The 24,648-nt window shown below is 66.7% G+C and carries 26 protein-coding genes; 12 read left to right on the plus strand and 14 right to left on the minus strand.

The annotated features are described in order from the left end of the window. Nucleotides 1–264: 264 nt before the first annotated feature. Nucleotides 265–774, plus strand: coding sequence for a hypothetical protein (locus IQ292_RS00005; RefSeq protein WP_203308266.1), 510 nt, complete (start codon nt 265–267; stop codon nt 772–774). Between the two features lie 1,001 nt (nt 775–1,775). On the opposite strand, the gene IQ292_RS00010 is transcribed toward IQ292_RS00005, so the two are convergent. Beyond that, complete coding sequence (locus IQ292_RS00010; RefSeq protein ID WP_203308267.1) at nt 1,776–2,264, minus strand: hemerythrin domain-containing protein; 489 nt, start codon at nt 2,262–2,264, stop codon at nt 1,776–1,778. Nucleotides 2,265–2,475: 211 nt separating this feature from the next. Next, a complete protein-coding gene (locus tag IQ292_RS00015; protein ID WP_203308268.1) occupies nt 2,476–3,519 on the minus strand; it encodes an exostosin domain-containing protein in 1,044 nt (347 codons plus the stop codon). A gap of 259 nt (nt 3,520–3,778) precedes the next feature. On the opposite strand from IQ292_RS00015, the gene IQ292_RS00020 reads away from it, so the two are divergent. Beyond that, nucleotides 3,779–4,510, plus strand: coding sequence for an NAD-dependent deacylase (locus IQ292_RS00020; protein ID WP_203308269.1), 732 nt, complete (start codon nt 3,779–3,781; stop codon nt 4,508–4,510). On the opposite strand, the gene era is transcribed toward IQ292_RS00020, so the two are convergent. The 3 genes from era to lepB all read right to left on the minus strand — a co-directional run bounded on the left by era (nt 4,477) and on the right by lepB (nt 6,945). Then, a complete protein-coding gene (era, locus tag IQ292_RS00025; protein WP_203308270.1) occupies nt 4,477–5,376 on the minus strand; it encodes a GTPase Era in 900 nt (299 codons plus the stop codon). The two genes, IQ292_RS00020 and era, sit on opposite strands and share 34 nt — an antisense overlap. A 70-nt stretch (nt 5,377–5,446) precedes the next feature. Continuing rightward, nucleotides 5,447–6,157, minus strand: a complete 711-nt coding sequence (rnc, locus tag IQ292_RS00030) for a ribonuclease III (protein WP_420853641.1) — start codon at nt 6,155–6,157, stop codon at nt 5,447–5,449. Then, nucleotides 6,112–6,945 carry a signal peptidase I gene (gene lepB, locus IQ292_RS00035; protein ID WP_203308271.1) on the minus strand — a complete coding sequence of 278 codons (834 nt, stop codon included), beginning with the start codon at nt 6,943–6,945 and terminating at the stop codon, nt 6,112–6,114. The genes rnc and lepB overlap by 46 nt, the downstream gene beginning before the upstream one ends. 136 nt (nt 6,946–7,081) lie before the next feature. Here lepB and pgi point away from each other — a divergent pair, with 136 nt between their 5' ends. From pgi to gorA, 4 genes are read left to right on the plus strand one after another with little or no spacing between them, the layout of a single operon-like run. Next, nucleotides 7,082–8,572 (plus strand): glucose-6-phosphate isomerase, encoded by a 1,491-nt coding sequence (pgi, locus tag IQ292_RS00040; protein ID WP_203308272.1) that lies wholly within the window; start codon nt 7,082–7,084, stop codon nt 8,570–8,572. Nucleotides 8,573–8,616: 44 nt separating this feature from the next. Beyond that, entirely contained in the window at nt 8,617–8,826 is a 210-nt protein-coding gene (locus IQ292_RS00045; protein ID WP_203308273.1) for a type II toxin-antitoxin system VapB family antitoxin, read from the plus strand. After that, on the plus strand, nt 8,823–9,245 hold the full coding sequence (gene vapC, locus IQ292_RS00050; RefSeq protein WP_203308274.1) for a type II toxin-antitoxin system VapC family toxin: 423 nt from the start codon (nt 8,823–8,825) through the stop codon (nt 9,243–9,245). The genes IQ292_RS00045 and vapC overlap by 4 nt, the downstream gene beginning before the upstream one ends. Further along, nucleotides 9,245–10,594, plus strand: a complete 1,350-nt coding sequence (gorA, locus tag IQ292_RS00055; RefSeq protein ID WP_203308275.1) for a glutathione-disulfide reductase — start codon at nt 9,245–9,247, stop codon at nt 10,592–10,594. Before vapC ends, gorA begins: the two co-directional genes overlap by 1 nt. Nucleotides 10,595–10,609: 15 nt before the next feature. Here gorA and IQ292_RS00060 read toward each other — a convergent pair whose 3' ends face one another. Next, on the minus strand, nt 10,610–11,383 hold the full coding sequence (locus IQ292_RS00060) for an enoyl-CoA hydratase/isomerase family protein (protein WP_203308276.1): 774 nt from the start codon (nt 11,381–11,383) through the stop codon (nt 10,610–10,612). A 138-nt stretch (nt 11,384–11,521) separates the two neighbouring features. Here IQ292_RS00060 and IQ292_RS00065 point away from each other — a divergent pair, with 138 nt between their 5' ends. After that, nucleotides 11,522–11,908 carry a hypothetical protein gene (locus tag IQ292_RS00065; RefSeq protein ID WP_203308277.1) on the plus strand — a complete coding sequence of 129 codons (387 nt, stop codon included), beginning with the start codon at nt 11,522–11,524 and terminating at the stop codon, nt 11,906–11,908. A gap of 7 nt (nt 11,909–11,915) precedes the next feature. Here IQ292_RS00065 and IQ292_RS00070 read toward each other — a convergent pair whose 3' ends face one another. The 6 genes from IQ292_RS00070 to IQ292_RS00095 form a co-directional block, all read right to left on the minus strand. After that, entirely contained in the window at nt 11,916–13,271 is a 1,356-nt protein-coding gene (locus IQ292_RS00070; protein WP_203308278.1) for a dihydrolipoamide acetyltransferase family protein, read from the minus strand. A 3-nt stretch (nt 13,272–13,274) separates the two neighbouring features. After that, nucleotides 13,275–14,282, minus strand: coding sequence for an alpha-ketoacid dehydrogenase subunit beta (locus IQ292_RS00075; RefSeq protein WP_203308831.1), 1,008 nt, complete (start codon nt 14,280–14,282; stop codon nt 13,275–13,277). A 202-nt stretch (nt 14,283–14,484) separates the two neighbouring features. After that, a complete protein-coding gene (locus IQ292_RS00080; protein ID WP_203308279.1) occupies nt 14,485–15,771 on the minus strand; it encodes a 3-methyl-2-oxobutanoate dehydrogenase (2-methylpropanoyl-transferring) subunit alpha in 1,287 nt (428 codons plus the stop codon). Between the two features lie 106 nt (nt 15,772–15,877). Continuing rightward, nucleotides 15,878–16,894 carry a fumarylacetoacetate hydrolase family protein gene (locus tag IQ292_RS00085; RefSeq protein WP_203308280.1) on the minus strand — a complete coding sequence of 339 codons (1,017 nt, stop codon included), beginning with the start codon at nt 16,892–16,894 and terminating at the stop codon, nt 15,878–15,880. A 94-nt stretch (nt 16,895–16,988) separates the two neighbouring features. Then, nucleotides 16,989–18,560 (minus strand): methyl-accepting chemotaxis protein, encoded by a 1,572-nt coding sequence (locus IQ292_RS00090; RefSeq protein WP_203308281.1) that lies wholly within the window; start codon nt 18,558–18,560, stop codon nt 16,989–16,991. Next, a complete protein-coding gene (locus tag IQ292_RS00095) occupies nt 18,557–18,862 on the minus strand; it encodes a hypothetical protein (RefSeq protein ID WP_203308282.1) in 306 nt (101 codons plus the stop codon). The genes IQ292_RS00090 and IQ292_RS00095 overlap by 4 nt, the downstream gene beginning before the upstream one ends. A 324-nt stretch (nt 18,863–19,186) precedes the next feature. Between IQ292_RS00095 and IQ292_RS00100 the strand changes: the two genes are divergently transcribed. Together IQ292_RS00100 and IQ292_RS00105 are read left to right on the plus strand one after the other, a co-directional pair. Beyond that, nucleotides 19,187–20,548, plus strand: a complete 1,362-nt coding sequence (locus IQ292_RS00100; RefSeq protein ID WP_203308283.1) for a DEAD/DEAH box helicase — start codon at nt 19,187–19,189, stop codon at nt 20,546–20,548. 69 nt (nt 20,549–20,617) lie between these two features. Further along, nucleotides 20,618–20,884, plus strand: coding sequence for a hypothetical protein (locus IQ292_RS00105; RefSeq protein ID WP_203308284.1), 267 nt, complete (start codon nt 20,618–20,620; stop codon nt 20,882–20,884). A gap of 33 nt (nt 20,885–20,917) precedes the next feature. On the opposite strand, the gene IQ292_RS00110 is transcribed toward IQ292_RS00105, so the two are convergent. After that, nucleotides 20,918–21,700, minus strand: a complete 783-nt coding sequence (locus IQ292_RS00110) for a crotonase/enoyl-CoA hydratase family protein (protein WP_203308285.1) — start codon at nt 21,698–21,700, stop codon at nt 20,918–20,920. Between the two features lie 88 nt (nt 21,701–21,788). On the opposite strand from IQ292_RS00110, the gene IQ292_RS00115 reads away from it, so the two are divergent. Both IQ292_RS00115 and IQ292_RS00120 read left to right on the plus strand, forming a co-directional pair. Beyond that, nucleotides 21,789–22,214, plus strand: a complete 426-nt coding sequence (locus tag IQ292_RS00115) for a PaaI family thioesterase (RefSeq protein ID WP_203308286.1) — start codon at nt 21,789–21,791, stop codon at nt 22,212–22,214. Then, nucleotides 22,211–22,594, plus strand: coding sequence for a PaaI family thioesterase (locus IQ292_RS00120; RefSeq protein WP_203308287.1), 384 nt, complete (start codon nt 22,211–22,213; stop codon nt 22,592–22,594). The genes IQ292_RS00115 and IQ292_RS00120 overlap by 4 nt, the downstream gene beginning before the upstream one ends. A 7-nt stretch (nt 22,595–22,601) precedes the next feature. Here the strand turns inward: IQ292_RS00120 and IQ292_RS00125 are convergent, their stop codons facing one another. Next, nucleotides 22,602–23,864 carry a PQQ-dependent sugar dehydrogenase gene (locus tag IQ292_RS00125; RefSeq protein WP_203308288.1) on the minus strand — a complete coding sequence of 421 codons (1,263 nt, stop codon included), beginning with the start codon at nt 23,862–23,864 and terminating at the stop codon, nt 22,602–22,604. Nucleotides 23,865–24,036: 172 nt separating this feature from the next. Here IQ292_RS00125 and rimP point away from each other — a divergent pair, with 172 nt between their 5' ends. Beyond that, complete coding sequence (rimP, locus tag IQ292_RS00130; RefSeq protein WP_203308289.1) at nt 24,037–24,648, plus strand: ribosome maturation protein RimP; 612 nt, start codon at nt 24,037–24,039, stop codon at nt 24,646–24,648.

Consider the following 24,648-nt stretch of genomic DNA (forward strand, 5'->3'; position numbering starts at 1 on the left):
ACACACGGAAGCACCTGAACCCGCGCGATCAAATCTTCCGAACACCCCCTTGTATCCGACGGGGCGTCCACACACGGACATTCGCGGCGGAGGATCCCTCCGCCTAGACCAAGCATTTCCCGGCCGTGCGTTGAGCAGAGTAGCCGCTTTTTGCCTCGCGATACCCACGTCCGCTTTCGTCTTACCGCGAAGTTCGCAGGTGCATATTGCGTCCTCACAGGTATGGATTAAACTCTGCCCACCTGAATAGTAGGGCCGGCCGTCATGATAATCGCATTGTCGATGATCTCGCTATACATGTCTGTGCCTCTGAACGAAGCACAAACCGACGCGGCAACGTGTAAAATTCTAGAGGCGGCCTATACAGCGGCTATAATCGCCCCATCGAGCGCAGGCATCGCTGATAATGTCTACCCAGGCACGGTAGTGGCTGCTGAGCATGAACCATCAAGACTCGAAACCTGGACCGCTGAATATCGTCGAAAAGTTCCGATTGATGAAGATGATTTTGCCGAGATGCAGAGATTGCAACCTCCTCCTGCGCTTCGCTATAAACCGAACTGTGTATGGAGCGGCGCGCCGCATAATTATGTCGATAGCGGAGTGACATTCAAGACGTCGTTTTCTCGGCCCATCATTGATCCGAAGCGGGAGCTCGCGCTTGTAGAGGTATCATTTTACTCACCCGGACGGTTTGCGTTCGGTAAAGAGTGTGTCGTCCGAAAGAGGCGTGGTAGTTGGGCGGCAACGTGTCTGAGCAGCTGGATTACGTGACACACGCTGGTCGAGTTCACTACGCGAGCTGGACCGTCCCATTTTCGCTGACGTCATGACCCAATTTTCTAGGCTTGACCGGGGCGCTGTCATTGAACGACCGCTAATGCTCAAAAGCGGACGTACCGCTTTCGTCCAATTCTCGTCGCTGCCGCTGCTAGGGGGCTTGTCCGAAACCTGCCGTTCCGACAGCATTCTCAGATGGCAACTTTGAACAACTACACGCCAGCACGACCTTGGTCGGTTCTACCGGTTTTGGTTGCTGCCCTGCTCGTCGCGGGGGCTGCCGCCACTAGTGTTCGTCCGAACACCTTTCCTGGAGCCATTCGTTCAGTCTCGTCGCCGGATGGCTCCGGCGCACGCATTTTTTACCGACCACACGTGGACCGGAATGGCGGTCAGGCCCACCCAGTTTTTTACGAAGATGGCCGTGGCCATCGAACTCGTGTCGCGACGGTGACCCGCAGTATGGGTGTGAGTTGGTCGCCTGACGGACAACGTGCATTCTTACAGGACAATTGGGGTAGCAACGTTGCAGATTGCTATGTGTTGAATCTGTCTACTAAGGTCGTGACAGGGATCAGCCTCTTCAAGATAGTACAAAAATCACGTGGGCATCCGACAGGATCGGAAATCCCGTCGGCGTCGCATTATTACGTTCACTGCAATCGATGGCGTTCACCGAACTTTATTGAAGGAGCAGTGTCTGGACATACTGACTCGAACCGATCTCACGACTTCGATCATCCATTTGTTTATGATACAAAGACAAGGCGGATTCACTGGCGGCGTTGACCCGAGTCTCTGACAAAATTCCTGCGATGACGCCCGAAAGCAGAACCGGAAGTTGGCGGAGGCATATGACTGCGTCAATTGATCTGAAGGCCAGCTATCAGCGCTTCATACAGGAAAGCGGACCGTCCGCTCTCCCCCAATAGCGGAAATTCGCGCCCGGGTTGCTCACCGCCCTGCCGCACGTAGGGGTTCGACCCAGGAGATCGCTACAGCCTCGACAGTGTGCTTCGATCGTTCACTGCATAACCATCTTGACCACTTCCGCTTTCGCTTGGAAATGCCCGCGCCGCGAGCAACTGCTGCGCCAACGGGAAGATATCGTGTTCTTCATCGCGCATGATCTGGCTTAGATTGCCGAGCAACGCGCGCGTTTCTGCGACGTAATCGGCCCAATGGGATCGGATTGTCTTGACCGGCCAGCGGGCGATATGGGCGGAGTACGCAAGCCGCAGGTCTCGGGTGGCGTCTGCTACAGCGGCATAGCGCGGGATTTTTGCGCCCAATCTTGACCTACGCAGCGGTGCATGCAGATGTTCCTCTTCGGCTGTCAAATGGCCAACAAGCGAAAGAGAAAGCTTGGTTCGGAGGATGGATAATTCCGAGATTACCGGGTCCGGATGCGCCGTGAGCAGCTTTTCCAGTCCGGCCGCAATCTTCGCGATCTCGGCATGCTGGCTTTTCAGTATCGCGAACATAGAGTCACCGCTTCCGCCGGACAGAATATCAACCCGATTTGATTTGATTTAAGTCCGCTCCGTTAACGGCCTTTAAACGCGCGACGGCTGCGATCGCAGAGCGACCGCAAACGCTGAGAAGCAGGCGTTCCGCTCACCCCAACAGGCGGACATCCGCGATCGGGCGCGCCTGGGCGCTGCCCGAAAGCGCAGCAGCGTTCCGACACTGGCTTCAGATCGATAGTGGCCGGAGGCGGCCGGCGGACGTCGTCTCCCGGGCTGCGCGACGCATGCGCACGATCCCGCCCAGCGCATCGTCGAGCCAATATCCCGTGCCGAGCTCTTGCATCAGTTCCAGTGCGGCACGCTGCCGCGCGATGAAGCGTGCGGCGTCCGTTCGTTCATAGTCGTCGCGTATCGACTGCGCGATGCCCTCCAGACCGTCATAGGGAATGATCAGCGCGAGATCCCGCCAAGGGATCTGGGGCGGCAGCACCATGTCCGTATCTATGATGACCGGAACCCGCCCGTACAGGAATGCTTCGTAGACGCGGAAGCTGAAATTCTCCGACCCGCGAGGACACAGGACATAGGTCGACGCGATCATCTCATCCACATAGCGCGCCTTGGCATCGGGCAAGCCGGTGAAGCCACCGGTGCCGATGATGCGCACGTCGAAATCGTCCTGGTCTGCCGCCTGTCTTTCGAGCGCTTCGAGCGCCTCGACCCTGGGGAATGCGAGCGCGAACCTCACCGGGAGGCCACTCGCATAGGCGCATGCCGTCATCCGGGCATGACGAAGGTAGCGCCCGGTAAGCAGCCAGCTCTTGACCGGGCGAGGCAGCCGGCGCCCAAGCCTCACCAGAGCGGCGTCGTCGTAGATCGATCCCATGAAGCCTGCCCGCAACGCCGGCTTCTCCGTCCACGCGATCGCGGCACGCGGCGGTGCGGCATGGACCGACCATGGATGCGGCAACACCGAGCTGGCCCCCTCGTCGTGCCACGCGCGATACCCCGAAAAATGGACGCTGTGATGCGGCCCGTCGATGAACATCTCCATGATGCCCGGGCAGAAGATGACGATCTGCTCCGGCGCGCTGGGGGTGAGCAGGTGCCGGATATGCCGCACCTTGCCGGGGGTCAGATCCGCCAGTTCGATGTTGGGAAGGTCGATCACCTCCGCCTGAAGGCCGAGGCGGGCAAGCGACGCCCTGAACGCACTGGCATAATCGTGATTGAATGAGTTCATCACGACGACACGAAGCTGGTCGCCCATCGCCCCCCCAAAAGGCAATTTGGGATGTAGACCTGGATCAGGCACAGGCGATAGACAAGGTATTTCAGGCCGATACGTGACTTTCCTTTAGACCGGTCAGCGACAGGTGTCACAGCCGCCGCGGGGTAAAGAGACCGTCAGTCGCGGCCGGGCCCACCGTCGCGATCTTTGCGCACCGCCGCGCTTTCGCTTGCCTCGACCGCGGCATGATCCCACCCCCGCCCTTCCGCAGGCGGAGCGCACGCCCTATCCTTCCCGCATGCAGGACATCCGCAACATCGTCATCCTCACCGGTGCGGGCATCTCCGCCGAATCGGGGATAGCCACCTTCCGCGGCCCCGGCGGGTTGTGGGAGGGGCATCGGGTCGAGGACGTCTGCACGCCGGAGGCGCTGGCGCGCAATCCGGCGCTGGTCCATCGCTTCTATGACGAGCGGCGCGCGGCCTTGGCGGGGGTCGCGCCCAATCCGGCGCATGACGCGCTGGCGCGGCTCGATCGGGCATGGCGCGGGGAGCTGCTGATCGTCACGCAGAACGTCGACGACCTGCACGAGCGCGCCGGCGCGCACCGGCTGGTGCACATGCACGGGGAATTGCAGTCGGCGCTATGCGGCGCATGCGGCGTGCGCGAGACCTGGACCGGGGCGCTGCCGCCGGAAAGCGAATGCCCCAATTGCGGGACGTGCGCGCTGCGGCCGGACATCGTCTTCTTCGGCGAGATGCCCTATCATATGGAGCGGATCGAGGCGGCGATCGCCGCCGCCGACCTGTTCGTGTCGATCGGTACGTCCGGTGCGGTCTATCCCGCCGCAGGGTTCGTGCAGATGGCCGATGCCTGCGGCGCCGACACGCTGGAACTCAACCTCGAACGATCCGCGGGAAGCGGCCTTTTCGCGGACAGCCGGCTTGGCGCGGCCAGCGTCCTCGTGCCCGAATGGGTGGAGCGGTTGCTCGCCGCTCAGTCGACCCAATCGAGCCCCATGTCGCGATAGACCTCGCGGTCCTCGTCCCACCCCTGCTTCACCTTGACGTGGAGGTAGAGGTGGACGGGGCAGCCCATGATCGCGGCGAGCTCGGTCCGCGCCCGCGCGCCGATCTCGCGGATGCGCGCGCCCCCCTTGCCGAGCACGATGGCGCGCTGGGTCGGACGCTCGACGAGGATCTGCTGGTGGATCTCGACCGACCCGTCCGGGCGCTCCTTATAGGCTTCGGTCTCCACGGCGCTGGCATAGGGAAGCTCGGCATGGAGCTGGAGATAGAGTTGTTCGCGCGTCACCTCGCTGGCCAGCGCGCGTTCGGTGGCGTCGGAGACCTGATCTTCCGGATAATGCCACGGTCCTTCCGGCATCGCCGCGGCCAGCGCGGACTTGAGCTCGGGCAGGCCGTCCCCGGTCTGCGCCGACACGAACCACGTATCCGCAAACGCCATCATCGCGTTCAGCTTCTCGGCGTGCAGCAGCAGCCTGGGCTTGTCGGCGACGTCCACCTTGTTGAGGACCAGGATCTTGGGCTCGGGCCTGTCCTTCAGCGCGGCGACGATGCCCTCGACCTTGGGGCCGATGCCGCCCTTGCCGTCGACGACGAGCGCGATCAGGTCCGCCCCCTCGGTCCCGCCCCAGGCGGCGGCGACCATCGCGCGGTCGAGCCGGCGTTGCGGCTCGAAGATGCCGGGCGTGTCGACGAGCAGGATCTGCGCCGCATCCTGAATCGCGACGCCGAGCAGCTTGGTGCGCGTCGTCTGCGCCTTGGGGCTGACGATCGCCACCTTCTGGCCGACGAGTGCGTTGACGAGCGTCGACTTGCCGGCATTCGGCGCTCCGACGACGGCGACGAGGCCGCAATGTTGGGTGTGGGTCATAAACGGGCTTTATCGTCCGATGGCGGCAATTGCGATGGCAAGCCTGGCGCCGGGCGCGGGGGCGTCGCGACTACCGCCGCACCTTCTCCAGCATCGCCCTCGCGGCGGCGGTTTCCGCATCCTGCTTGCTGGCGCCGATCGCGGTAGCCTCCAGCTGCCGGCCCACCTTCACCTGCACGGTGAAGCGGGGCGCGTGATGCGGGCCCGAGCGTTCCAGGATCGCATATTCCGGCGGCTTGCGATTGTTCGCCGCCGCCCATTCCTGAAGGGCGGATTTGGGATGCTGCGGCGCCTTGTCGGTCCGGTGAACGCGATCGGCCCAGGCGCGGCGAATGAAGGCGCGCGCACTCTCCAGTCCCGCCTCGCGGTAATGCGCACCGATCAGCGCCTCCATCACGTCGCCGAGGATGTTGTCGCTGTCGGATGCACCGTCGTCCCGTGCCTGCTTGCCCAGGCGCAGGTGCGGTCGCACGCCCAGGCTGCGCGCGACCTCCGCGCAGACGTGGCCGGTGACGAGCGCGTTGAGCCGCTTCGACAATTGGCCTTCCGGCTCGTCGGGGAACAGGTCCCACAGCCATTCCGCCATGACGAGGCCGAGCACGCGGTCGCCCAGGAACTCCAGCCGCTCGTAATTGTCCGCCGCCTGGCTGCCATGGGTCAGCGCGCGGGAAAAGGCGGCGAGATCGTGCGGCTCGCGCCCGAACGTCGCCGCGACCCAGGCCTTGAGGTCGGTGGTCAGAAGCCCTCTCCCGTCCGGCTCCAGCGCCAGCCGGACAGCCAGGTCCACGGACGCAGCAACGAGGCGCCGCCGTCGTTCGAGGCGAAGGTCACCACCGCCTTGCCCTCGATCCGCTCCATCGGGATGTAGCCCATGCCCGCCGGATACGGGAAACGGCTGTCGGCGCTGTCGTCACGATTGTCGCCCATCAGGAAGACGTCACCGGCAGGCACGGTGTAGAGGCCGGTGTCGTCGCGGTCGGGCAATTCCGCCTGATCGAGCACCATGTAGCTGCGCCCGTTCGGCAAGGTTTCGCGGAACTGGGGGTAGCGGCAGATCGGTTGACCCTTGGCGTCGACGTCGACGAAGGGGGCGCCGCATTTCTGCGCATCGAAATTGGTCGACAGCGGCAGAACGAAATCGGCGACACGCTGCTTGGGGATCGGCTTGCCGTTGAGGATGACCTGACCGTGCGTCACCTGGATCGTGTCGCCCGGCAGGCCGATGACCCGCTTGATGACGTCATGGTCCGCATGCTCGGGATTGGTGTCGCCGGCGACGGGATCGGGCGAGCGGAAGACGACGACGTCGCCCCGCGCGGGCGTATGCGGAAAGAGGCGCCCCGGGATCAGCGGCACACCGCCGGGCAGCGACCAGCGCGAATAGCCGTAGTTCCACTTGGTCACGAACAGATAGTCGCCGATCAGCAACCGGGGCAGCATCGATTCCGAGGGAATGGAGAAGGGCGCGAACACGAAGCTACGCAGGATCAGCACGGCGAGCGCGAGCTTGAGCAGGAAGCGGAGCGTCTCGACGGTCTCCGACCGTTGCGGTTTCGGTTTGGTGGCCATGACGGGAGCCTTAGCCGCGCTCGTGCGTCCTGAGTAGTCGTATCCTGTGCCCTGCCACGGGACGATCCCCTTGCGGTCTCATTTTGGTTCGCTACGGAAACGATCGCCACCTTCCTTCCCCTTCAGGATGATGCCCATGAGCGACTGGTCTGCCATCGAGTCCCTCCCCTCGCCCAAGCTGCTCGAGCTGTTCGACGCCGATCCGGAGCGTCTGGCGACGTTCAGTCTGGATGTCGCCGGTATCCACTTCGACTGGTCGAAGACGCATCTGACGCGCGAGGCGGTGGATGCCTTCATCGCCCTTGCCGATGCCAAGGGCCTCGCCGCAAAGCGCGACGCGATGTTCGGCGGCGAGCACGTCAACGTGACCGAGGACCGTCCGGTCGAACACACGGCAGAACGCGGAGAAGGCAAGGCGGACAGCGTCGCGCGCGCGCGCCAGCTGCACGATCGGATGCGCGCGCTGATCGACGCGATCGAAGCGGGTGCGCTGGGCGACATCCGCCACGTGCTGCACGTCGGCATCGGCGGGTCCGCACTGGGTCCGGACCTGCTCGTCGATGCGCTCGGTCGCGAGGACAAGCGCTACGACGTCGCGATCGTCTCCAACGTCGACGGCGTCGCGCTGGAGGAGGCGGTGAAGGATTTCGATCCCGCCGCGACGCTGCTCGTCGTCGCCTCCAAGACCTTCACGACGACCGAGACGATGCTCAACGCGACCTCGGCGCTGCAATGGATGCAGGAGCATGGGGTCGAGGACCCCTATGGCAAGGTCATCGCGCTGACCGCCAGCCCGGAGAAGGCGATCGAATGGGGTGTCGACGAAACCCGCATCCTGCCGTTCAGCGAAGGGGTGGGCGGGCGCTATTCGCTCTGGTCATCGATCGGTTTCCCCGCCGCGGTCGCGCTCGGCTGGGCGGCGTTCGAGGAACTGCTCGAAGGCGCGGCGGAGATGGACCGCCATTTCCGTTTGACCGCGCTGCACCAGAACGCGCCGGCGATCGCGGCCTTCGCCGACCTCTACTATACGCAGGTCCGTCATGCGGAAACGCGCGCACCCTTCGCCTATGACGAGCGGCTGCGGCTGTTGCCCAGCTATCTCCAGCAGCTGGAAATGGAATCGAACGGCAAGGGCGTGACGATCGACGGTCAGCCGGTCGGCCGTCCGACGGCGGCGATCACCTGGGGCGGCGTCGGCACCGACGCCCAGCACGCGGTGTTCCAGCTTCTCCATCAGGGTACGCACCTCGTCCCCGTCGAGTTCATCGCGGTGATCGAGCCGGGCGATACGCTGGCGGAGGATCATCATCGCCAGCTGCTCCTCAACGCATTTGCGCAGGGTGCGGCGCTGATGAAGGGCAAGCATGTCGAGGATCCGGCGCGCTCCTACAGCGGCGACCGGCCGTCCTCGACCCTCCTGCTCGACGTGCTCGACCCGCGCACCCTCGGCGCGCTGATCGCCTTCTACGAGCATCGCGTGTTCGTGAACGGCGTGCTGCTGGGCATCAACAGCTTCGACCAGTTCGGCGTCGAACTGGGCAAGGAGATGGCCAAGGCCGCCGACAAGGGCGGACAGAGCTTCGACCCCTCGACCGAGGACCTGATCCGCCGCGCCGGTCTGGATTGATACAGGCGTAAACGCTATGTGTATGGCTCTGCGGAGCCATACACATGCGGACGAACATCGATATCGACGAGAAGCTCGTAGCGGACATCACCGCCGTGCTGGGCATGAACAATCAGCGCGAGGCGGTGGAACAAGCTCTGCGAGATACGCTGCGCGTCAAGCGTCAGCTCGCCGCATTGGATGGCTTGCGCGGGCTCGGCTGGGAGGGCGATCTCGACGAGATGCGGACGAGCAGATATTTGCCTGAGCAATGACCGCTGTCGTTGTTGACTCCAGCATCTGGATCGACAGGCTGGCGGATCGCGACACTGCCGAAGTCCGAACGCTGAGAAATCTTATCCTGGCGCGGCACAGGGTTATGGTCGGCGATTTGATGCTCGCAGAAGTTCTGCAAGGTACGACCGATGATCGCCATTTCGACCGGGCGCACCACCTGATGGCATCGTTCGATCACCTGGCGGTGACATCGCATACCGTCGCGGTCGAGGCGGCCCGCAACTATCGTCGACTGCGCGCGCTTGGCATCACAGTCCGAAAGACGATCGACACGTTGATCGCGACGCGGTGCATCCTTGATGACATGCCTTTGTTGTATCGCGATCGAGATTTCGATCCTTTCGTGCAGTATCTCGGCCTGCGGTCGGCGATGGCAGAAACCACCGGAGTGAACTGATGCCCGATTACGACTACGACCTCTTCGTCATCGGGGCCGGCTCCGGCGGCACGCGTGCCAGCCGCGTCGCTGCGGCGCACGGCGCGAAGGTCGCGGTGGCGGAGGAATATCGCGTTGGCGGGACCTGCGTGATCCGCGGCTGCGTGCCCAAGAAGCTGCTCGTCTACGGCGCGCATTTCGCCGAGGACCTGCGCGATGCCGCGCAGTTCGGCTGGGACGTGCCGCAACCCTGTGCCTTCGACTGGAAGCGGCTGCGCGACAACGTGCTGGCGGAGGTCGATCGCATCAACGGCGCCTATACGCAGACGCTCGAGAACAACGGTGTCGAGATCATCCCGCAGCGCGCGGTCGTGACGGGCCCGCACAGCGTGCGCCTCGCCGATGGCTCGGAGAAGACCGCCGCGCGCATCCTCGTCGCCGTCGGGGCGCATCCGGCCGTCCCGTCCTGCCCCGGCCACGAGCATGGCATCACGAGCAACGAGGCCTTCCACCTCGATGCCATCCCGAAGCGCGTGCTGATCGCCGGCGCAGGCTATATCGCCAATGAGTTCGCTGGCATCTTCCACCAGTTCGGCGCGCACGTCATCATCATGAACCGGACGCAGGACATCCTGCGCGGCTACGACCTCTCGATCCGCGACCGCCTGTTGCAGATCAGCATGATGAAGGGCCTGGAGTTCCGCTTCGACGCCGCCTTCGAAGGGATCGACAAGGGCGAGGACGGCTGCCTGACCGTCAAGATGTCGAACCACGAGCCCGTCACGGTCGACATGGTCATGTTCGCGACCGGTCGCCTGCCCAACACCAAGGGACTGGGGTTGGAAACCGCCGGCGTCGACGTCGACGAAAAGGGCGCGATCAAGGTCGACGACCGCAACCGCTCGACCTGCGAGAGCATCTTCGCGATCGGCGACGTCACCAATCGCGTGCAACTGACCCCGGTCGCGATCCGCGAGGGCCAGGCGTTCGCCGACACCTTCTACGGCGACAAGCCGACCACCGTCGACTATGGCTGCATTCCCAGCGCGGTTTTCAGCCACCCGCCGCTCGCCGGCGTCGGCATGACGGAAAGCGAGGCGAAGCAGAAGCTCGGCTCGGTCGCGGTCTATTCCTCGGATTTCCGGCCGATGAAGAACGTCCTTGCCGGCCGCAACGAGCGAGCGCTCTACAAGATGGTGTGCGACGGCGAGACCGGCCGGATCGTCGGGCTGCACATGATCGGCCCCGACGTTCCCGAAATCCTCCAGGCCGCCGCCATCGCGGTGAAGGCCGGCCTCACCAAGGCGCAGTTCGACGAGACGGTCGCGCTGCACCCGACGATGGCGGAGGAACTGGTGCTGATGCGCTGAGGCATCAGCCGCGGGTCACGCACCGATATAGCGGCCGGGGCGGCGTTCGTTCACCGCCCTGACCCCCTCCGCGAAGTCCGCGGTGCGTTGCAGCCATGCCTGCTCGGCGAGTTCGTGGTCGGTCTGCCGCTGGACGAGCGCGAACAGGTCGCCACGGATCGTCGCGCGCGTCGACTGCACCGCGAGCGGCGCACCCGCCGCGATCTCCCGCGCCAGCGTCAGCGCCGCCTCGTGCAATTGCTCCTGCGCCACGACCTCGTCGACCAAGCCCCATTCCGCCGCCTGGTCCGCCCTGATGCGCCGCCCGGTGAGCAGCATCAGCGCCGCCCGCTGCCGCCCGATCACGCGTTCCAGCACGGCCGAAATGCCGAAACCGGGATGCAGACCGAGCTGGACGAAATTGGCGACGAAGCGGGCTTCCGGCGCAGCGATGCGGAAGTCGGCGGCGAGCGCCAGGCCGAGACCGGCGCCGACCGCCGAGCCCTGGATCGCCGCCACGACCGGCTTGCGCACCGCGAACAGCCGCGCGGCGGCGACGTAAAACGGATTGCGCGCGCCCTCGGGCTGCGGATCGGCGACGGGATTGGCGTTCGCCAGATCGGCGCCCGCGCAGAAGACACGGCCCTCCGACCGCAACAGGATCGCGCGGACATCGGCGTCCGCATCCGCCGCCTCGAACGCCGCACCGACCGCCTCGATCAGCGACAGGTCGGCATGGTTGTGCGGCGGTCGGGCAAAGGCGACGACGGCGACATGGCCGTCATGCGTGACGTGAACGGTCTGGGTCATGCAACCGGCATAGCGATGAAAAGCCCGGCGCCCAATCCCGTCGCGAGCGACAAAACTGCCGAAATGGTGAGGCCGTTTCGGGCCTGTTAACGCGTGGTCCGTATACGGTCCGCTTCACGGTCCATTCGTCGGTCGCCCATGTCGCCATTCCGCGCCGCTACCCTGTTGCTCGCCTTCTCCGCCACGACACCGGCATCCGCCGATCGCGGCCTATCGCTGGTGCCATCCGCGACGCAGCGGTCGATCGCCCAGCGGCAGAATGCCGTCTTTTCCGCGAGGCTGGATCGGATGAGTACGACGGTCGACCGGCTCGAGGCGGGCGGCCTCGCCGCCGGGCGCATCGCATTCCTGCGCCAGGACATCGCGCGGGTCGCGGACATGATCGCGTCCGCTTTCCGACTGCAGGGGTGGCTGAAACCGGTGGAGGAACGCGGCTACACCGGCATGCTGGACCAGATCGAACGCAAGATCGCCCGCGCCGCTGCGGAGCGCCGCGGCACGTCGGGCGCCGCGCCGCGCCACTGAGCCGCCATCAGTCCGCGAACAGCAACACCGGCGTCTCGAGCACCTTCTTCAGCGCCTGCACATAGCTGGCCGCGTCCCAACCGTCGACGACGCGATGGTCGCAGCTGATCGACAGGTTCATCAGCTTGGCGCGGCGGATCTCGTCGCCCCGCCCGGTGAAGACCGGACGTTCGACGATCTTGTTCGGGCCGATGATCGCGACCTCGGGCCGGTTGATCACCGGCGTGGTGGCGATCCCGCCCAGCGGCCCCAGGCTGGTGACGGTGATCGTACCGTTGCCCAGTTCCTCCGGCTTCAGCTTGCTGGCGCGCGCCGCCTCCGCCAGCCGGGCGATCTCGCTGGCCAACTGCCACACGTTCTTGTCCTGCGCGTCGCGGATCACGGGCACCGTCAGGCCGGCGTCCGTCTGCGCGGCCATGCCCAGGTGCACGCGACCCGAGCGGGTCACGACACCCGCCTCGTCATCGTAGCGCGCGTTGAGCATCGGGAAGTCCGGCAGCGTGCGACAGATGGCGACGATCAGCATCGGCAAGAGCGTCAGCTTGGGACGCTGCCCCCGGTTGTCGTTGAGATCGGCACGCATCGCTTCCAGCGCGGTGACGTCGATCTCGTCGACATAGGTGAAATGCGGGATGTTCCGCTTCGAGGCCGCCATGTTCTCCGCGATGCGCCGACGCATGCCGATGACGCGCACCGCCTCGTCCGCGCGCGCGCGGCTGGCATGCGGCGGCTGATAGCCCTGCGCCGCGCCGTAGCGGAGAAAGGCGTCGAGATCGGCGTGGCGGATGCGCTCACCGTCGGCGACGCGCACCTGGGACAGGTCGACGCCGAGATCGCGCGCCCGCGCCCGCACCGCCGGCGAGGCGAGGACGGGTGCACTTTCCCTCTCCCCTTGCGGGAGAGGAATGGGGTCGGCGGAAGGATGTGGGGGTGTCCGCGGCGAAGCCGGCGCTTCGTCAGTCCCGGTCGTGCGCGCGGGCGCGGCGTCTTCCCCTCCCACGGCGGAAGACGAGGCTTGCGCGTCCTCGACGCCCGGGTTCTCCGCCTCATATTGCTCCGCGGTCTCGGCCTGCGCGGGCGTCGGCGGCGCGGCGATGGCCTCTGCCTCGCCCTCCCCTTCGCCCTCGGTCTCGATGACGACCAGCGCCGATCCGATCGCAACCTGATCGCCGACCTCGCCCGCCAGTTCGATCACGGTGCCCGCAACGGGGCTCTCCATCTCGACGGTGGCCTTGTCGGTCATCATGTCGGCGAGGTTCTGATCCTCCTCGACACGGTCGCCGATGCGGACGTGCCAGGCGACGATCTCGGCCTCGGCGATGCCCTCGCCGATGTCGGGAAGGCGGAAGGTGAAGCGGGCCATAGCTCAGGCGTCCTTCATGATCTTCTTGAGCGCCTCGCCGATGCGGACCGGGCCCGGGAAATAGGCCCATTCGAGGCTGTGGGGATAAGGCGTATCGAATCCGGTGACGCGCTCGATCGGCGCCTCCAGATGGTAGAAGCAGCGTTCCTGGACGAGCGCCGACAGTTCGGCGCCGAAACCGGACGTCCGGGTCGCCTCGTGCACGATCATGCAACGGCCGGTCTTCTTGACGGAGGCCTCGATCGTCTCGATGTCCAGCGGCACCAGGGTGCGCAGGTCGACGATCTCCGCATCGACACCCATGTCCGCGACGACGCGCTCGCAGACATGGACCATCGTGCCGTAGCACAGGATGGTCAACGCCTCGCCGGGCCGCACGATCGCCGCCTTGCCCAGCGGCACCTTGTAATAGCCGGTCGGCACCGAACCGCCGGGATGCTTCGACCAGTTCTCGGCCGGCTTGTCCCAATGGCCGTTGAACGGCCCGTTGTAGATGCGCTTCGGCTCGAGGAAGAGGACGGGATCATTGTCCTCGATGGCGGCGATCAGCAGCCCCTTGGCGTCGTAGGGGGTCGCGGGGATCACCGTCTTGATGCCGGACACGTGCGTGAAGATGCCTTCCGGCGACTGCGAATGCGTCTGGCCGCCGAAGATGCCGCCGCCATAGGGCGAGCGCACCGTGATCGGCGCGGTGAAATCACCCGCCGACCGATAGCGCAGCCGCGCCGCCTCGCTGACCAGCTGGTCGAGCGCGGGGTAGATATAGTCGGCGAACTGGATCTCCGGGACGGGACGCAGGCCATAGGCGCCCATGCCGATCGCGACGCCGATGATGCCGATCTCGGTGATCGGCGTGTCGAAGACGCGGGTCTTGCCGTACTTCGCCTGCAGACCGGCGGTCGCGCGGAACACGCCGCCGAAATAGCCGACGTCCTCGCCCATCACCAACACGTCCGCATCGCGCGCCATCACGACGTCGAACGCGGAGTTGATCGCCTGGATCATGTTCATGCGGGCGACGGCGGGGGCTTCGCCCTCCAAGGTCGGTTGCTCGATCGTATCGCTCACCATGTCACTCCCGTCGTCCCGACGCACGCCGGGACCCATGGACCCGGCTGCACCGGTTGGCTTTCCCCATGGGCCGCGCCGCAACCATGGGTCCCGGCATTCGCCGGGATGACGATGGAGGGGCGAATGACGGGCATCGAGCAGCTCACTTGCGCGCCCATGGCCGTCCGCTCGCCTCTTCCTCGTCCATCATCATCTGGCGCTGCTCACGCAGGTGCCAGGGCATCTCCTCGAACACGCCGTCGAACAGGCTGTCGAGCGGCTGGTGCAGCCCATGCCCCAGGATGCCATTCTTCTCGGCTTCCTTCTGGGTGGCGCGCACGTCCTCCGCGATCTCGCGATCCTGGGCGGCATGACGCTCCTCGTCCCATTCGCCGATCACGATCAGATGCTGCTTCAGCCGCTGGATCGGGTCGCCGAGCGGCCAGGCAGTCGCCTCCCCCGCGCTGCGATATTGCGACGGATCATCGGACGTCGAATGGCCTTCGGCGCGATAGGTGAAATGCTCGATCAGCGTCGCACCCTGATTGGTGCGCGCCCGCTCCGCCGCCCATTGCGTGGCCGCATAGACCGCCAGCGCGTCGTTGCCGTCGACGCGCAATCCCGCGATGCCATAGCCGATCGCCCGAGCGGCAAAGGTCGTCGCCTCCGCCCCCGCAAAGCCGGAGAAGCTCGAGATGGCCCATTGGTTGTTGACGACGTTGAAGATCACCGGCGCGCGGTACACGGCGGCGAAGGTGCAGGCGGAGTGGAAATCGCCCTCCGCGGTAGAGCCTTCGCCGCACCAGGCCGCGGCGATACGCGTGTCGCCCTTCGCCGCCGACGCCATCGCCCAACCGACCGCCTGCGGATATTGGGTCGTCAGGTTGCCGGAGATCGAGAAGAAACCGTATTCCTTCGCCGAATACATGATCGGCAGCTGCTTGCCGCCAAGCTTGTCGCCGCGGTTCGAGTATATCTGGTTCATCATCTCGACCAAGGGATAGTCGCGTGCGATGAGCAGGCCCTGCTGACGATACGAGGGGAAGCACATGTCGTCGCGATCGAGCGCCTGCGCGGCGGCGACCGCCACCGCCTCCTCCCCCGTCGCCTTCATGTAGAAGCTCGTCTTGCCCTGGCGCTGGGCGCGGAACATGCGCTCGTCGAACGCCCGCAGCCGGACCATGTTGCGCAGCATGCGGCGCAACGCGTCGGGCGACAGCTTCGGATCCCAGGGACCGACGGCACGGCCCTCCTCGTCGAGGACCCGGACCAGCGTATAGGCGAGATCGGTGAAGGCGCGGGCCTCTTCGGCCGTATCGGGGCGACGCTGCGCGCCTGCCGGCGGTACGTCGACGGCGGCGAAATCGACCGCGTCGCCCGGCCGGAACTTCGGTTCCGGCACGTGCAGGGACAGCGGCTGCAGGTTGGCGCGGATATGCTCGGCCGCCACGTCTCTCTCCTCGTCTTGCCGGAGAATCACTGCCCCGGCGCTAACCCGTCCGCCTCTTGCGCAAGCGTAACTTAATTTCAAGAGACTTTCCGACTGTTGCGGCGCGTCATGCGCCGGCTCCGCCCTCCACCGTCTGCTCGATCACCCCGAAGATCGGGTGGTGGCGATCGTCCTCCGCCCAGATGCGGATCGTGTCCCCCGCCTTGAGGAACGGCGTCACCGGCTTGCCGCCGCCGATCGTTTCGACGGTGCGGAGTTCGGCAAGGCACGAATAGCCGACGCCCCCTTCGCCGATCGACTTGCCGGGTCCGCCGTCGGGGCCACGGTTGCTGACCGTGCCGGAGCCGACGATGGTACCCGCGCCCAGGCGGCGAGTCTTCGCCGCATGCGCGACCAGCGTGCCGAAGTCGAAGGTCATGTCTTCGCCGGCCTCGGCGCGGCCGAACGGCTCGCCGTTCAGATCGACCATCAGCTTGCGGTGCAGCTTGCCGTCCCGCCACCAGTCGCCGAGTGCGTCGGGCGTGACGAAGACGGGCGAAAAGGCGCTCGCGGGCTTGGACTGGAAGAAGCCGAAACCCTTGGCGAGCTCGCCTGGAATGAGGTTGCGCAGCGACACGTCGTTGGTCAGGCCGACCAGGCGAATCGCGGCGAGCGCTTCCTCCCGGCTGGCGCCGAGCGGCACGTCGCCGGTGACGACGACAACCTCCGCCTCCAGATCGCAGCCCCAGCTTTCGTCGGCGAGCGGAATGGCATCGCGCGGGCCCAAGAAGCCGTCGCTGCCGCCCTGGTACATCAGCGGATCGTGCCAGAAGCTGTCTGGCATCTCCGCGCCCCGCGCCTGCCGGACCAGTGCGACGTGGTTCACATAGGCCGAACCGTCCGCCCATTGATAGGCGCGCGGCAGCGGTGCCGCCGCATCGTGTTCGTGGAACCGCAGGCGGGGGATCGTCTCATGCTCGAGGTCGGTGGCGAGGTTCTGCAGATCGGGGAGCAGCCGGTCCCAGTCGTCGAGCGCCGCCTGCAGCGTCGGCACGATGTGCCCGGCATCCGCGCACCAGGCGAGATCGTTGGAGACGACGACGAGCTTGCCGTCGCGACCGTGCTTCAGACTGGCCAGTTTCATGCGCGATCCTCTTTCGATGTTTGCCGACCCTCATAAGACGCACGAGGGCCGAAAACAGCGAAAAAGTATCACGCGATACCGGTTGGTCCCGAGATCAGGCCGCCGCGGCGCCCTGGGCGCTGCGCAGATGCTCGACGAACCCGACCGTCGAGGCGCGCAGCCGGCGGGCATGGTCCGCGAGCGCCGTCGCCGCGTCGCGCACCTCGCCGGACAGATCGCCCGCCGCATTGGCGGCCGCCGCAACGTCGGCGATCCTTTCCGCGATGACGTGCGCGCCCGCGCGCGCCTCGTGCACGCTGTCCGCGATGCGCTGCGCCGCGCCACCTTGCGCTGCGACGGCCGCCCGGATGTCGTCCGCCGCCTCGGCCACCTCGACTACCGCGGACGAGGCGCGGTCGAGATCGGTGGCCGCTGCGTCGACGCCGTCCTGAACGCTGGCGACGAGGCCCGCGATCTTGTCGGTCGCGCGTCCCGTCGCACCGGCGAGCTGCTTGACCTCGCTCGCGACGATGGCGAAGCCGCGTCCCGCATCGCCCGCGCGCGCCGCCTCGATCGTCGCGTTGAGGGCGAGCAGATTGGTCTGCGCCGCGATGCTGTTGATCTCGCCGACGAAGCCGCCGATGTCGACGGCACGGCCCGCGAGGGCTTGAACGGTGGCGTCGCCGTTGCGCGTGCTGGAACGCGCCGCCGCCGTCAGACGGCTCTGCTGCGCCGCGCTTTCCGCGACGCTGTTGATCGCCCCCGTCAGCTGGTCGACGGCCTGCGCGACGAAGCGGACCGCGTCCGACGCTTGCGTCGCGCCGGTCGCCGCCTCGCTCGCCTGGCGTCCGGTATCGGCGGCAAGACCGTTGAGCGCGGCGGCCGACCCCTCGAGCCGTGACGAGGCGGCCTCGATCGCGACGGCGACCTCGACGACCCGTTGCTCGAACTGCGCCGCCAGGTCGACGAGCTCCGCGCGCCGCGCCTTTTCGCTGCGGATCTCCGCCCGTCGGCGCGCGTCGCGGTCGGCCGCGGCCTGCGCCTCGGCGACCCGTGCCGCCTCGAGCGCGACGACGGCACGTTCGCGTTCGACGCGCGCGACCTCGCGCTCGGTCTCCGCGACCGCCGCCATGGCCTCGCTGTCCCGCCGCGCGACGTCCTGCCGCGCGATCAGGCTGCGCAGATGGAGCGTGACGTAGCTCAACGCGATGCATTGCAGACCGACGGCGGCGCCATGGAACAGGACGCGGGCGATCCCGCCGAGTCCGTTTTCGAAAACCCAGCTCGGCATCAGCCAATCGAGCAGCAGGTGGTGCACCGCGATGATGGCCGAGGCGAGCACCAAGGGGCGCCAGTCGCACATCACGGTCAGCGCGGCGAGCGCCGAGAAGAAGTACATATGGGCGTCCATCTGCCAGCCCGCCCCTGCCAGCAGGAAGACGAACAGCGCGGGAAGCACCGCCGCGAGACTGCCGACGGCAAGACGCGCGCCGACGTCGAACCGCCGCTTCGCCGCCAGCCATGTGGGTATCGCCAGGGCCGCGAGCGCGAGCACGACGGTCGGCACCGTATGGTCGCTGCCCATGCCGTAGCCGATCAGGCCGAGCATCGGCACGGCGCCCCACGAGACCGCGACAATGCCGCGCACGCCGCGTTCGCGCAGCGCGTCCAGGCTTTCGATCGTCATATCCGTCCTCCACACACGACCGCGGGGGCGCCGACGACGACGACCCCGTGCGACAGCAACGCCCGCTGCAGGGGACCCCAGCGCCCACGCACGAGCAGCGTCGATCCCGGCCCGGGCGCCAGCAACGCGGCGCCCTGCGCCACCGCCTCGCGTGCCATGCCATCGGCCGACCACGTCGGGACCAGCAGCAACGCACCGCCGGGCCGCGGCATTGCCGCCAACATCGCCAGTATCACGGCCACCGCCGCCATCTGCGCGACGGCCGCGCCGCGGTGGCCCTGCCGGATCGATCCTCGAGTCATGCCAAGCGCTTGGACCCGGCCGAATTATGATGCGGTTAACGGGGCGAAAATAAACCCATTTAGATCAATGTTGCGTCCGCGATCGCATTGGCGCCGGCAGGGTTTGCGCCTTCGCGGCGGCGGTACCATTGACTTTTGGTCCGGTAGCGCGCACATGCCCCCGCATCGAGGCGTCAGGCAGCGTGAACGGGGCGAATGCCCCCGGCTCCGCCTCGGTCGATCCGTTCAGGGCTTCCCTATTCACGCGGGGTGTCAGTTTTCCCCCGCCACCCGTGCGCCCCATCGGCGTCGCGGGCACGGCCCGTTGTTTGAGGTTTTTTTCTCATGTCTTTCGCCACTCTCGGCCTTGCCGAGCCGCTCGTCCGCGCGCTCGAAGCCAAGGGCTATTCCACCCCGACGCCGATCCAGGCGCAGTCGATCCCGATCTGCCTCGATGGCGGCGACCTGCTCGGCATCGCGCAGACCGGCACAGGCAAGACGGCCGCCTTCGTGCTGCCGTCCATCCAGCGCCTCGTCGCGGCGAACAAGCGCGTGCTGCCGACGCATGTCCGCATGCTCGTCCTCGCGCCGACGCGCGAACTCGCCAGCCAGATCGCCGACAATGCGCGCGGCTACGGCCAGTTCAGCAAGCTGTCGGTCGCGACCGTGTTCGGCGGCACCAGCATCAACAAGAACCGCCAGGACCTTTCGCGCGGCGTCGACATCCTCGTCGCGACGCCCGGTCGCCTGATCGACCTCGTCGAGCAGGGCATGTGCAACCTGTCGATGATCGAGATCCTCGTCCTCGACGAGGCCGACCAGATGATGGACCTCGGCTTCATCCACGCGCTCAAGAAGATCGTGCGGATGATCCCGCGCAAGCGCCAGACGCTGTTCTTCTCCGCCACGATGCCGACCGCGATCCGCGATCTTGCCAGCCAGTTCCTCACCGATCCGAAGACCGTCTCCGTGGTGCCGGAATCGACCACCGCCGAGCGCGTCGACCAGTACGTCACCTTCGTCAACCAGACGGAGAAGCAGGCGCTGCTGACGCTGGTGCTGCGCGACCCGACGATCGACCGCGCGCTCGTTTTCACCCGCACCAAGCATGGCGCGGACCGCGTCGTGAAGCTGCTCGCCGGCAACGGCATTGCGGCGAACGCGATCCACGGCAACAAGAGCCAGGGCCAACGCGAGCGCGCGCTCGGCGAATTCAAGGACGGCAAGACCAAGGTGCTGGTCGCGACCGACATCGCGGCGCGCGGCATCGACGTCTCGGGCGTGAGCCATGTCGTCAACTTCGAGCTGCCGAACGTGCCCGAGCAATATGTCCACCGGATCGGCCGGACGGCGCGCGCGGGCAACAGCGGCATCGCCATCGCCTTCTGCGCCGATGACGAGCGGCCCTACCTCAAGGACATCGAGAAGGTGACGCGCCAGAAGGTGGCGGTACGCCCGCTGCCCGACAATTTCACCGGCCTGTCGAACGAGATCAAGGCGGCGCGCGTCAAGGCCATCGGCGCGGATCCCGCGCCGCGCGCCGACCTGCCGCGCCAGCGTCCCTTGCCCAAGCCGCGCGCGACGCATGCGCCGACGTCGACCCGGGACTATGCCAACGCCAGCCGCAGCCGGCGTGGACGCGGCGGCCGCGGGCGCGGCGGCCAGGGCCGTGGCGGTGCGGGCGCCGGAGCCGGCGCGGCACGCTGATCGGCGGCGGACCCGGCCTCCCTCCTCGTGCATTGAGCACGCAAGCGGAAATACATTGGGAGAGAGGCCATGGACGTATCGACCACCCCCGTCGCCGAACGCATCGCGCGGGTGCTTGCCGGCCAGCGGATCAGCGCCAATGCCAATGGCGATGCCGAATCCGCGGGTGATGCCGTCGACGCCGCCTGGCGCGACTATCTGAGCGACGCGCGCGCTGTGCTGCGAACGTTGCGCGAGCCGGACCAGGCAATGGCGGCGGCGGGCGATCCCGCGATCTGGGAGCGGATGGTGCTCGCCGCGATAGCGGAATCCAAGCCGGAGACGGTGGTTCTGTAGAAGCGCGTCATCCCGGTCGGGGAGAACGCAGGGTCAGTCGATGAAACGCGCGGCGCGCTTTTCCATGTTGGCCATCACCTGCTCCATCTGGTTGGGCGAACGCAGCAGTTTGAGCTGCTCGTCGCTTTCCGCACGCAGGGCGCCCGCAGCATCGCTGTCCGCTGCCAGATTGTAGAGGCGCTTGGCCCCGCGGATCGCATGCGGATTGCGCCCGGCGATATCGCGGGCGAGCGCCATCGCCTCGCCCAGCGGGTCCTCGCTGACGCGCGTGACCAAGCCATATTCCGCCGCCGCCACCGCATCGAACTCGCGGGCCGTATACGTCAATTCGCGCAACACGTCGTCCCGCGCCAGCGTGCGCCACAAGGCGATGCCGGCCATGTCGGGCACGATCCCCCAGTGCAGCTCGCGAATCGCCAGACGCGTCGCCGGATGGGCGATGCGCACGTCCGCGCCGCTCGCGATCTGCAGCCCACCGCCCAGCACCACGCCGTGCAGCGCCGCGATCACCGGCATCGGCAGCTCGCGCCATCCCCAAGCGACATATTGAGCGAGGTTGGCGATGCCATGCGTACGCGAGTCCAGGTCGATGCCCGATCCGCCGCTCGCCATCGCGGCCATGTCGAGACCGGCGCAAAAGGCCCGCCCCTCTCCGGACAGGACGACGCAACGGACGTCCGTGCGCGCCTTCAGATCGTCGATCGTCGCCGCCAGAGCGTCGAACATGGCGGGGTCGAGCGCGTTCATCTTGTCGGGACGCGACAGGCGTACGTCGGCGACGCCTTCTTCGATGCGGACGGTGACGCGCTCGGTCATGGCTCTCTCCTGCTCGCTTGACGTGTCGCGCTCTCTAATCCCCGCGATTACGTTGCGCCACCTGGACCGCCGTGTAGAACAGGAACGAATGAGCGGTTTCGATATCAGGCGCTTCACCGCGCGGGGCTTCGGCGGGCACATCGGACGCCTTGGCCTCACCTTCCACGACAGCGGTCCGGATTGGGTGGCGCTGGCCCTGCCCTATGCCGAGGACCAGATCGGCGATCCGGCAACGAGCGTGATCGCTTCCGGACCGATCGTGACAATGATGGACACGGCGACGAGTCTGGCCGTGTGGGTGAGGCTGGGGCGGTTCGTGCCCCAGGCGACGCTGGACCTGCGCGTCGACTATCTGCGTCCCGCGGTGCCGGGCCGCACCGTCATCGGGCGCGGCGAATGCGTGAAGCTGACCCGCTCCGTCGCCTTCGTACGCGGCATCGCCCATGACGGGGATGCCGACGATCCTCTCGCCCAGGTGGCGGGCACCTTCATGCTGATGGACAGCTGGTCATGAGCCTGCCGCCCTATGCGCAGCTGCTCGGCGTCGCGGTCGAGGAACGGGACGACGCGCCGCCGCTGATCGTGATGCCGTTCGGCGACGACGTGCTGGGTCGGCCCGGGTTCCTGCACGGCGGCGCGATCGCGGGTCTGCTGGAGATCGCCGCGATCGCCGCGCTGCGTCACGCGCTGGCAGGAGACGGCGGCGGACGGATCAAGCCGATCGGCGTCACCATCGACTTCATGCGCGGCGGGCGCGAGAAGCCGACGCAGGCGCAGGGCAAGGTCACCCGGCTCGGGACGCGCGTCGCGAACGTCGACGCGGTGGCGTGGCAGGACGATCCCGCCCGGCCGATCGCGCGGGCGCAGATGAACTACCTCGTCGTCCGCGATTGAACCGTCGCTATTTCGCGGTCAGGCGGAGCAACCGTCCGCCGGAGCCCTTGCCGCCGTCCTCCAGCAGCCAGATCGCGCCGTCCGGCGCCTGCGCCACGTCCCGGATGCGCGTGCCCATGTCCCACTGGTCCTTCGCCGTCGCGCGGACCCCATCGACGGCGACGCGGATCAGCGACTTGTCGGACAGCGCGGCGATGAAAAGCGACCCTCGATATTGCGGGAACATCGTCCCGGAATAGGCGATCATCCCGCCCGGCGAGATGGCCGGGTTCCACCACAGGACCGGCGCGGCGAAATCCGGGCGGCTGGGATGATCCGGGATCGGCTGCCCCGAATAATTGTCGCCGTTCGACACCACGGGCCATCCGTAATTGCGCCCTGGTTCGATCAGATTGAGCTCGTCGCCGCCTTTCGGCCCCATCTCCTCTTCCCACAGCCGGCCGTCGCTCGTGAAGACGAGGCCGTAGGGATTGCGGTGGCCGCTCGTCCAGGTCATCGCCTGAACCCCGCCCTTGCGATAGGCCGGGTTGCCGGGCCAAGCCTTGCCGTCGAGCGTCAGCCGGAGGATCTTGCCCAAGGCCTGGTTCGGATCCTGCGCGGGCGTGAAACGCTGCCGCTCGCCGGACGTGAGGAACAGCGACTTGCCGTCGGGCGCGAACGTGATGATGGCACCGAACTGCCCGCCGGGCCCATCCGAGCCCGCCCGCCAGACCACGGCGAGGTCCCGCAATGTGGGCGCCGAGGATCCGTTCGCCCGGTCCAGAACGCCGCGGGCGAGCGCGAGACTGCTGCCCCCATTCGGGCGCGGCTCCGCATAGGACAGATAGAGCACGCGGCTGCGCGCGAAATCGGGGGCGATCGCGACGTCGAGCAGCCCGCCCTGCCCGCCCGTGGCGACGGCGGGCGCGCCGCCCACCGGAACGGTCGTGCCATCCGCCCGTCGCAGCATCAGCCGCCCCGCCTTTTCGGTGACGAGCAGCGTGCCGTCGGGAAGAAAGGCCATTGCGAACGGCGCGTCGAAACGACCGATCTCCGCCACGGCGAAAGGCGGCGGCGTCTTGGGAAGATTAGCGCGGCCGGTGGTGGCGGGCACGTTGCGGATCGACGGATCGAGCGGCGCATTCGCCGGGACCGGATCGTTGGCACCCGCAGGCTGCGGACCCTGCGGCCCCTGGTCCTCCGACGCCGCGGCGGCGGGCGTACCCCGTTGCGGCTGGGCGGAACAGGCCGTGCCGATCATCAGCAGCGACAGGAGGAAGGCACGGGTCATCGATCACTCTCCCGAAAATCATGGACATAACCCCTTGCCGGGGTAGTGGTTGCCCGCTTGCGCAGCGCGGCTTGGCGGCGTATATGGCGCATGTCTTCTCTTACATCGTCAGGTGAAAGAGGCTGCGGGGTTCCTCCGCGGCGCCGACAACGCACATCCCGTAAAGGTCCACATGGTCGATATCGCCCTTCTTACCCGACTGATCGAACCCGAAGCGAAAGCGCTCGGCTTCGACCTCGTGCGGGTCAAGATGTTCGGCGGCAAGTCCGACCCGACGCTGCAGGTGATGGCGGAGCGGCCGGAGACGGGTCAGCTGACGATCGACGACTGCGCCGACCTGTCGCGCCGGATTTCCGATCGGCTCGACGCGCTCGAAGCCGAAGGACGCGACCCCATCGAGGACGCCTATCGGCTCGAAGTGTCGTCGCCCGGTATCGACCGCCCCCTCACCCGGCCGCAGGATTATGCGAATTGGGCGGGGCATGAGGCGAAGATCACGCTGGTCGAGAAGATCGACAACCGCAAGATCCTGACCGGCGACCTCGTCGGGATCGAAGGCGACCCGGACGATCTGCGGGTGACGATCGACGTGCGCGGGCATCGGCCGATGACGGTCGACCTCGCGCAGATCCAGGATGCCAAGCTGACGATCACCGACCGGCTGATCGCCGCCACCGCGCCTCTTTCGACGGAAGGCGCGGACGAATTCGAGGAGGTGGACGCCGATCATGGCGACGCCGCCGACACCGACGACAATGATGCCCTCAAGGAAGGACACGCTTAA

Origin of the sequence: Sphingomonas beigongshangi, from assembly GCF_016820445.1 — a bacterium.
GTDB classification, from domain to species: domain Bacteria; phylum Pseudomonadota; class Alphaproteobacteria; order Sphingomonadales; family Sphingomonadaceae; genus Sphingomonas; species Sphingomonas beigongshangi.

Bases quoted from the DNA above. Each gene is read 5' to 3' on its own strand.
- IQ292_RS00045 (WP_203308273.1), top strand. From the start codon at position 8,617: ATGCGGACGAACATCGATATCGACGAGAAGCTCGTAGCGGACATCACC.
- rimP (WP_203308289.1), top strand. From the start codon at position 24,037: ATGGTCGATATCGCCCTTCTTACCCGACTGATCGAACCCGAAGCGAAA.
- IQ292_RS00125 (WP_203308288.1), bottom strand. From the start codon at position 23,864: ATGACCCGTGCCTTCCTCCTGTCGCTGCTGATGATCGGCACGGCCTGT.
- IQ292_RS00120 (WP_203308287.1), top strand. From the start codon at position 22,211: ATGAGCCTGCCGCCCTATGCGCAGCTGCTCGGCGTCGCGGTCGAGGAA.
- IQ292_RS00020 (WP_203308269.1), top strand. From the start codon at position 3,779: ATGCAGGACATCCGCAACATCGTCATCCTCACCGGTGCGGGCATCTCC.
- IQ292_RS00075 (WP_203308831.1), bottom strand. From the start codon at position 14,282: ATGAACATGATCCAGGCGATCAACTCCGCGTTCGACGTCGTGATGGCG.
- IQ292_RS00105 (WP_203308284.1), top strand. From the start codon at position 20,618: ATGGACGTATCGACCACCCCCGTCGCCGAACGCATCGCGCGGGTGCTT.
- IQ292_RS00005 (WP_203308266.1), top strand. From the start codon at position 265: ATGATAATCGCATTGTCGATGATCTCGCTATACATGTCTGTGCCTCTG.
- IQ292_RS00110 (WP_203308285.1), bottom strand. From the start codon at position 21,700: ATGACCGAGCGCGTCACCGTCCGCATCGAAGAAGGCGTCGCCGACGTA.
- IQ292_RS00060 (WP_203308276.1), bottom strand. From the start codon at position 11,383: ATGACCCAGACCGTTCACGTCACGCATGACGGCCATGTCGCCGTCGTC.
- IQ292_RS00015 (WP_203308268.1), bottom strand. From the start codon at position 3,519: ATGGGCGACCAGCTTCGTGTCGTCGTGATGAACTCATTCAATCACGAT.
- era (WP_203308270.1), bottom strand. From the start codon at position 5,376: ATGACCCACACCCAACATTGCGGCCTCGTCGCCGTCGTCGGAGCGCCG.
- IQ292_RS00100 (WP_203308283.1), top strand. From the start codon at position 19,187: ATGTCTTTCGCCACTCTCGGCCTTGCCGAGCCGCTCGTCCGCGCGCTC.
- IQ292_RS00115 (WP_203308286.1), top strand. From the start codon at position 21,789: ATGAGCGGTTTCGATATCAGGCGCTTCACCGCGCGGGGCTTCGGCGGG.
- IQ292_RS00095 (WP_203308282.1), bottom strand. From the start codon at position 18,862: ATGACTCGAGGATCGATCCGGCAGGGCCACCGCGGCGCGGCCGTCGCG.
- IQ292_RS00090 (WP_203308281.1), bottom strand. From the start codon at position 18,560: ATGACGATCGAAAGCCTGGACGCGCTGCGCGAACGCGGCGTGCGCGGC.
- lepB (WP_203308271.1), bottom strand. From the start codon at position 6,945: ATGGCCACCAAACCGAAACCGCAACGGTCGGAGACCGTCGAGACGCTC.
- gorA (WP_203308275.1), top strand. From the start codon at position 9,245: ATGCCCGATTACGACTACGACCTCTTCGTCATCGGGGCCGGCTCCGGC.
- vapC (WP_203308274.1), top strand. From the start codon at position 8,823: ATGACCGCTGTCGTTGTTGACTCCAGCATCTGGATCGACAGGCTGGCG.
- IQ292_RS00070 (WP_203308278.1), bottom strand. From the start codon at position 13,271: ATGGCCCGCTTCACCTTCCGCCTTCCCGACATCGGCGAGGGCATCGCC.
- pgi (WP_203308272.1), top strand. From the start codon at position 7,082: ATGAGCGACTGGTCTGCCATCGAGTCCCTCCCCTCGCCCAAGCTGCTC.
- IQ292_RS00065 (WP_203308277.1), top strand. From the start codon at position 11,522: ATGTCGCCATTCCGCGCCGCTACCCTGTTGCTCGCCTTCTCCGCCACG.
- IQ292_RS00010 (WP_203308267.1), bottom strand. From the start codon at position 2,264: ATGTTCGCGATACTGAAAAGCCAGCATGCCGAGATCGCGAAGATTGCG.
- IQ292_RS00085 (WP_203308280.1), bottom strand. From the start codon at position 16,894: ATGAAACTGGCCAGTCTGAAGCACGGTCGCGACGGCAAGCTCGTCGTC.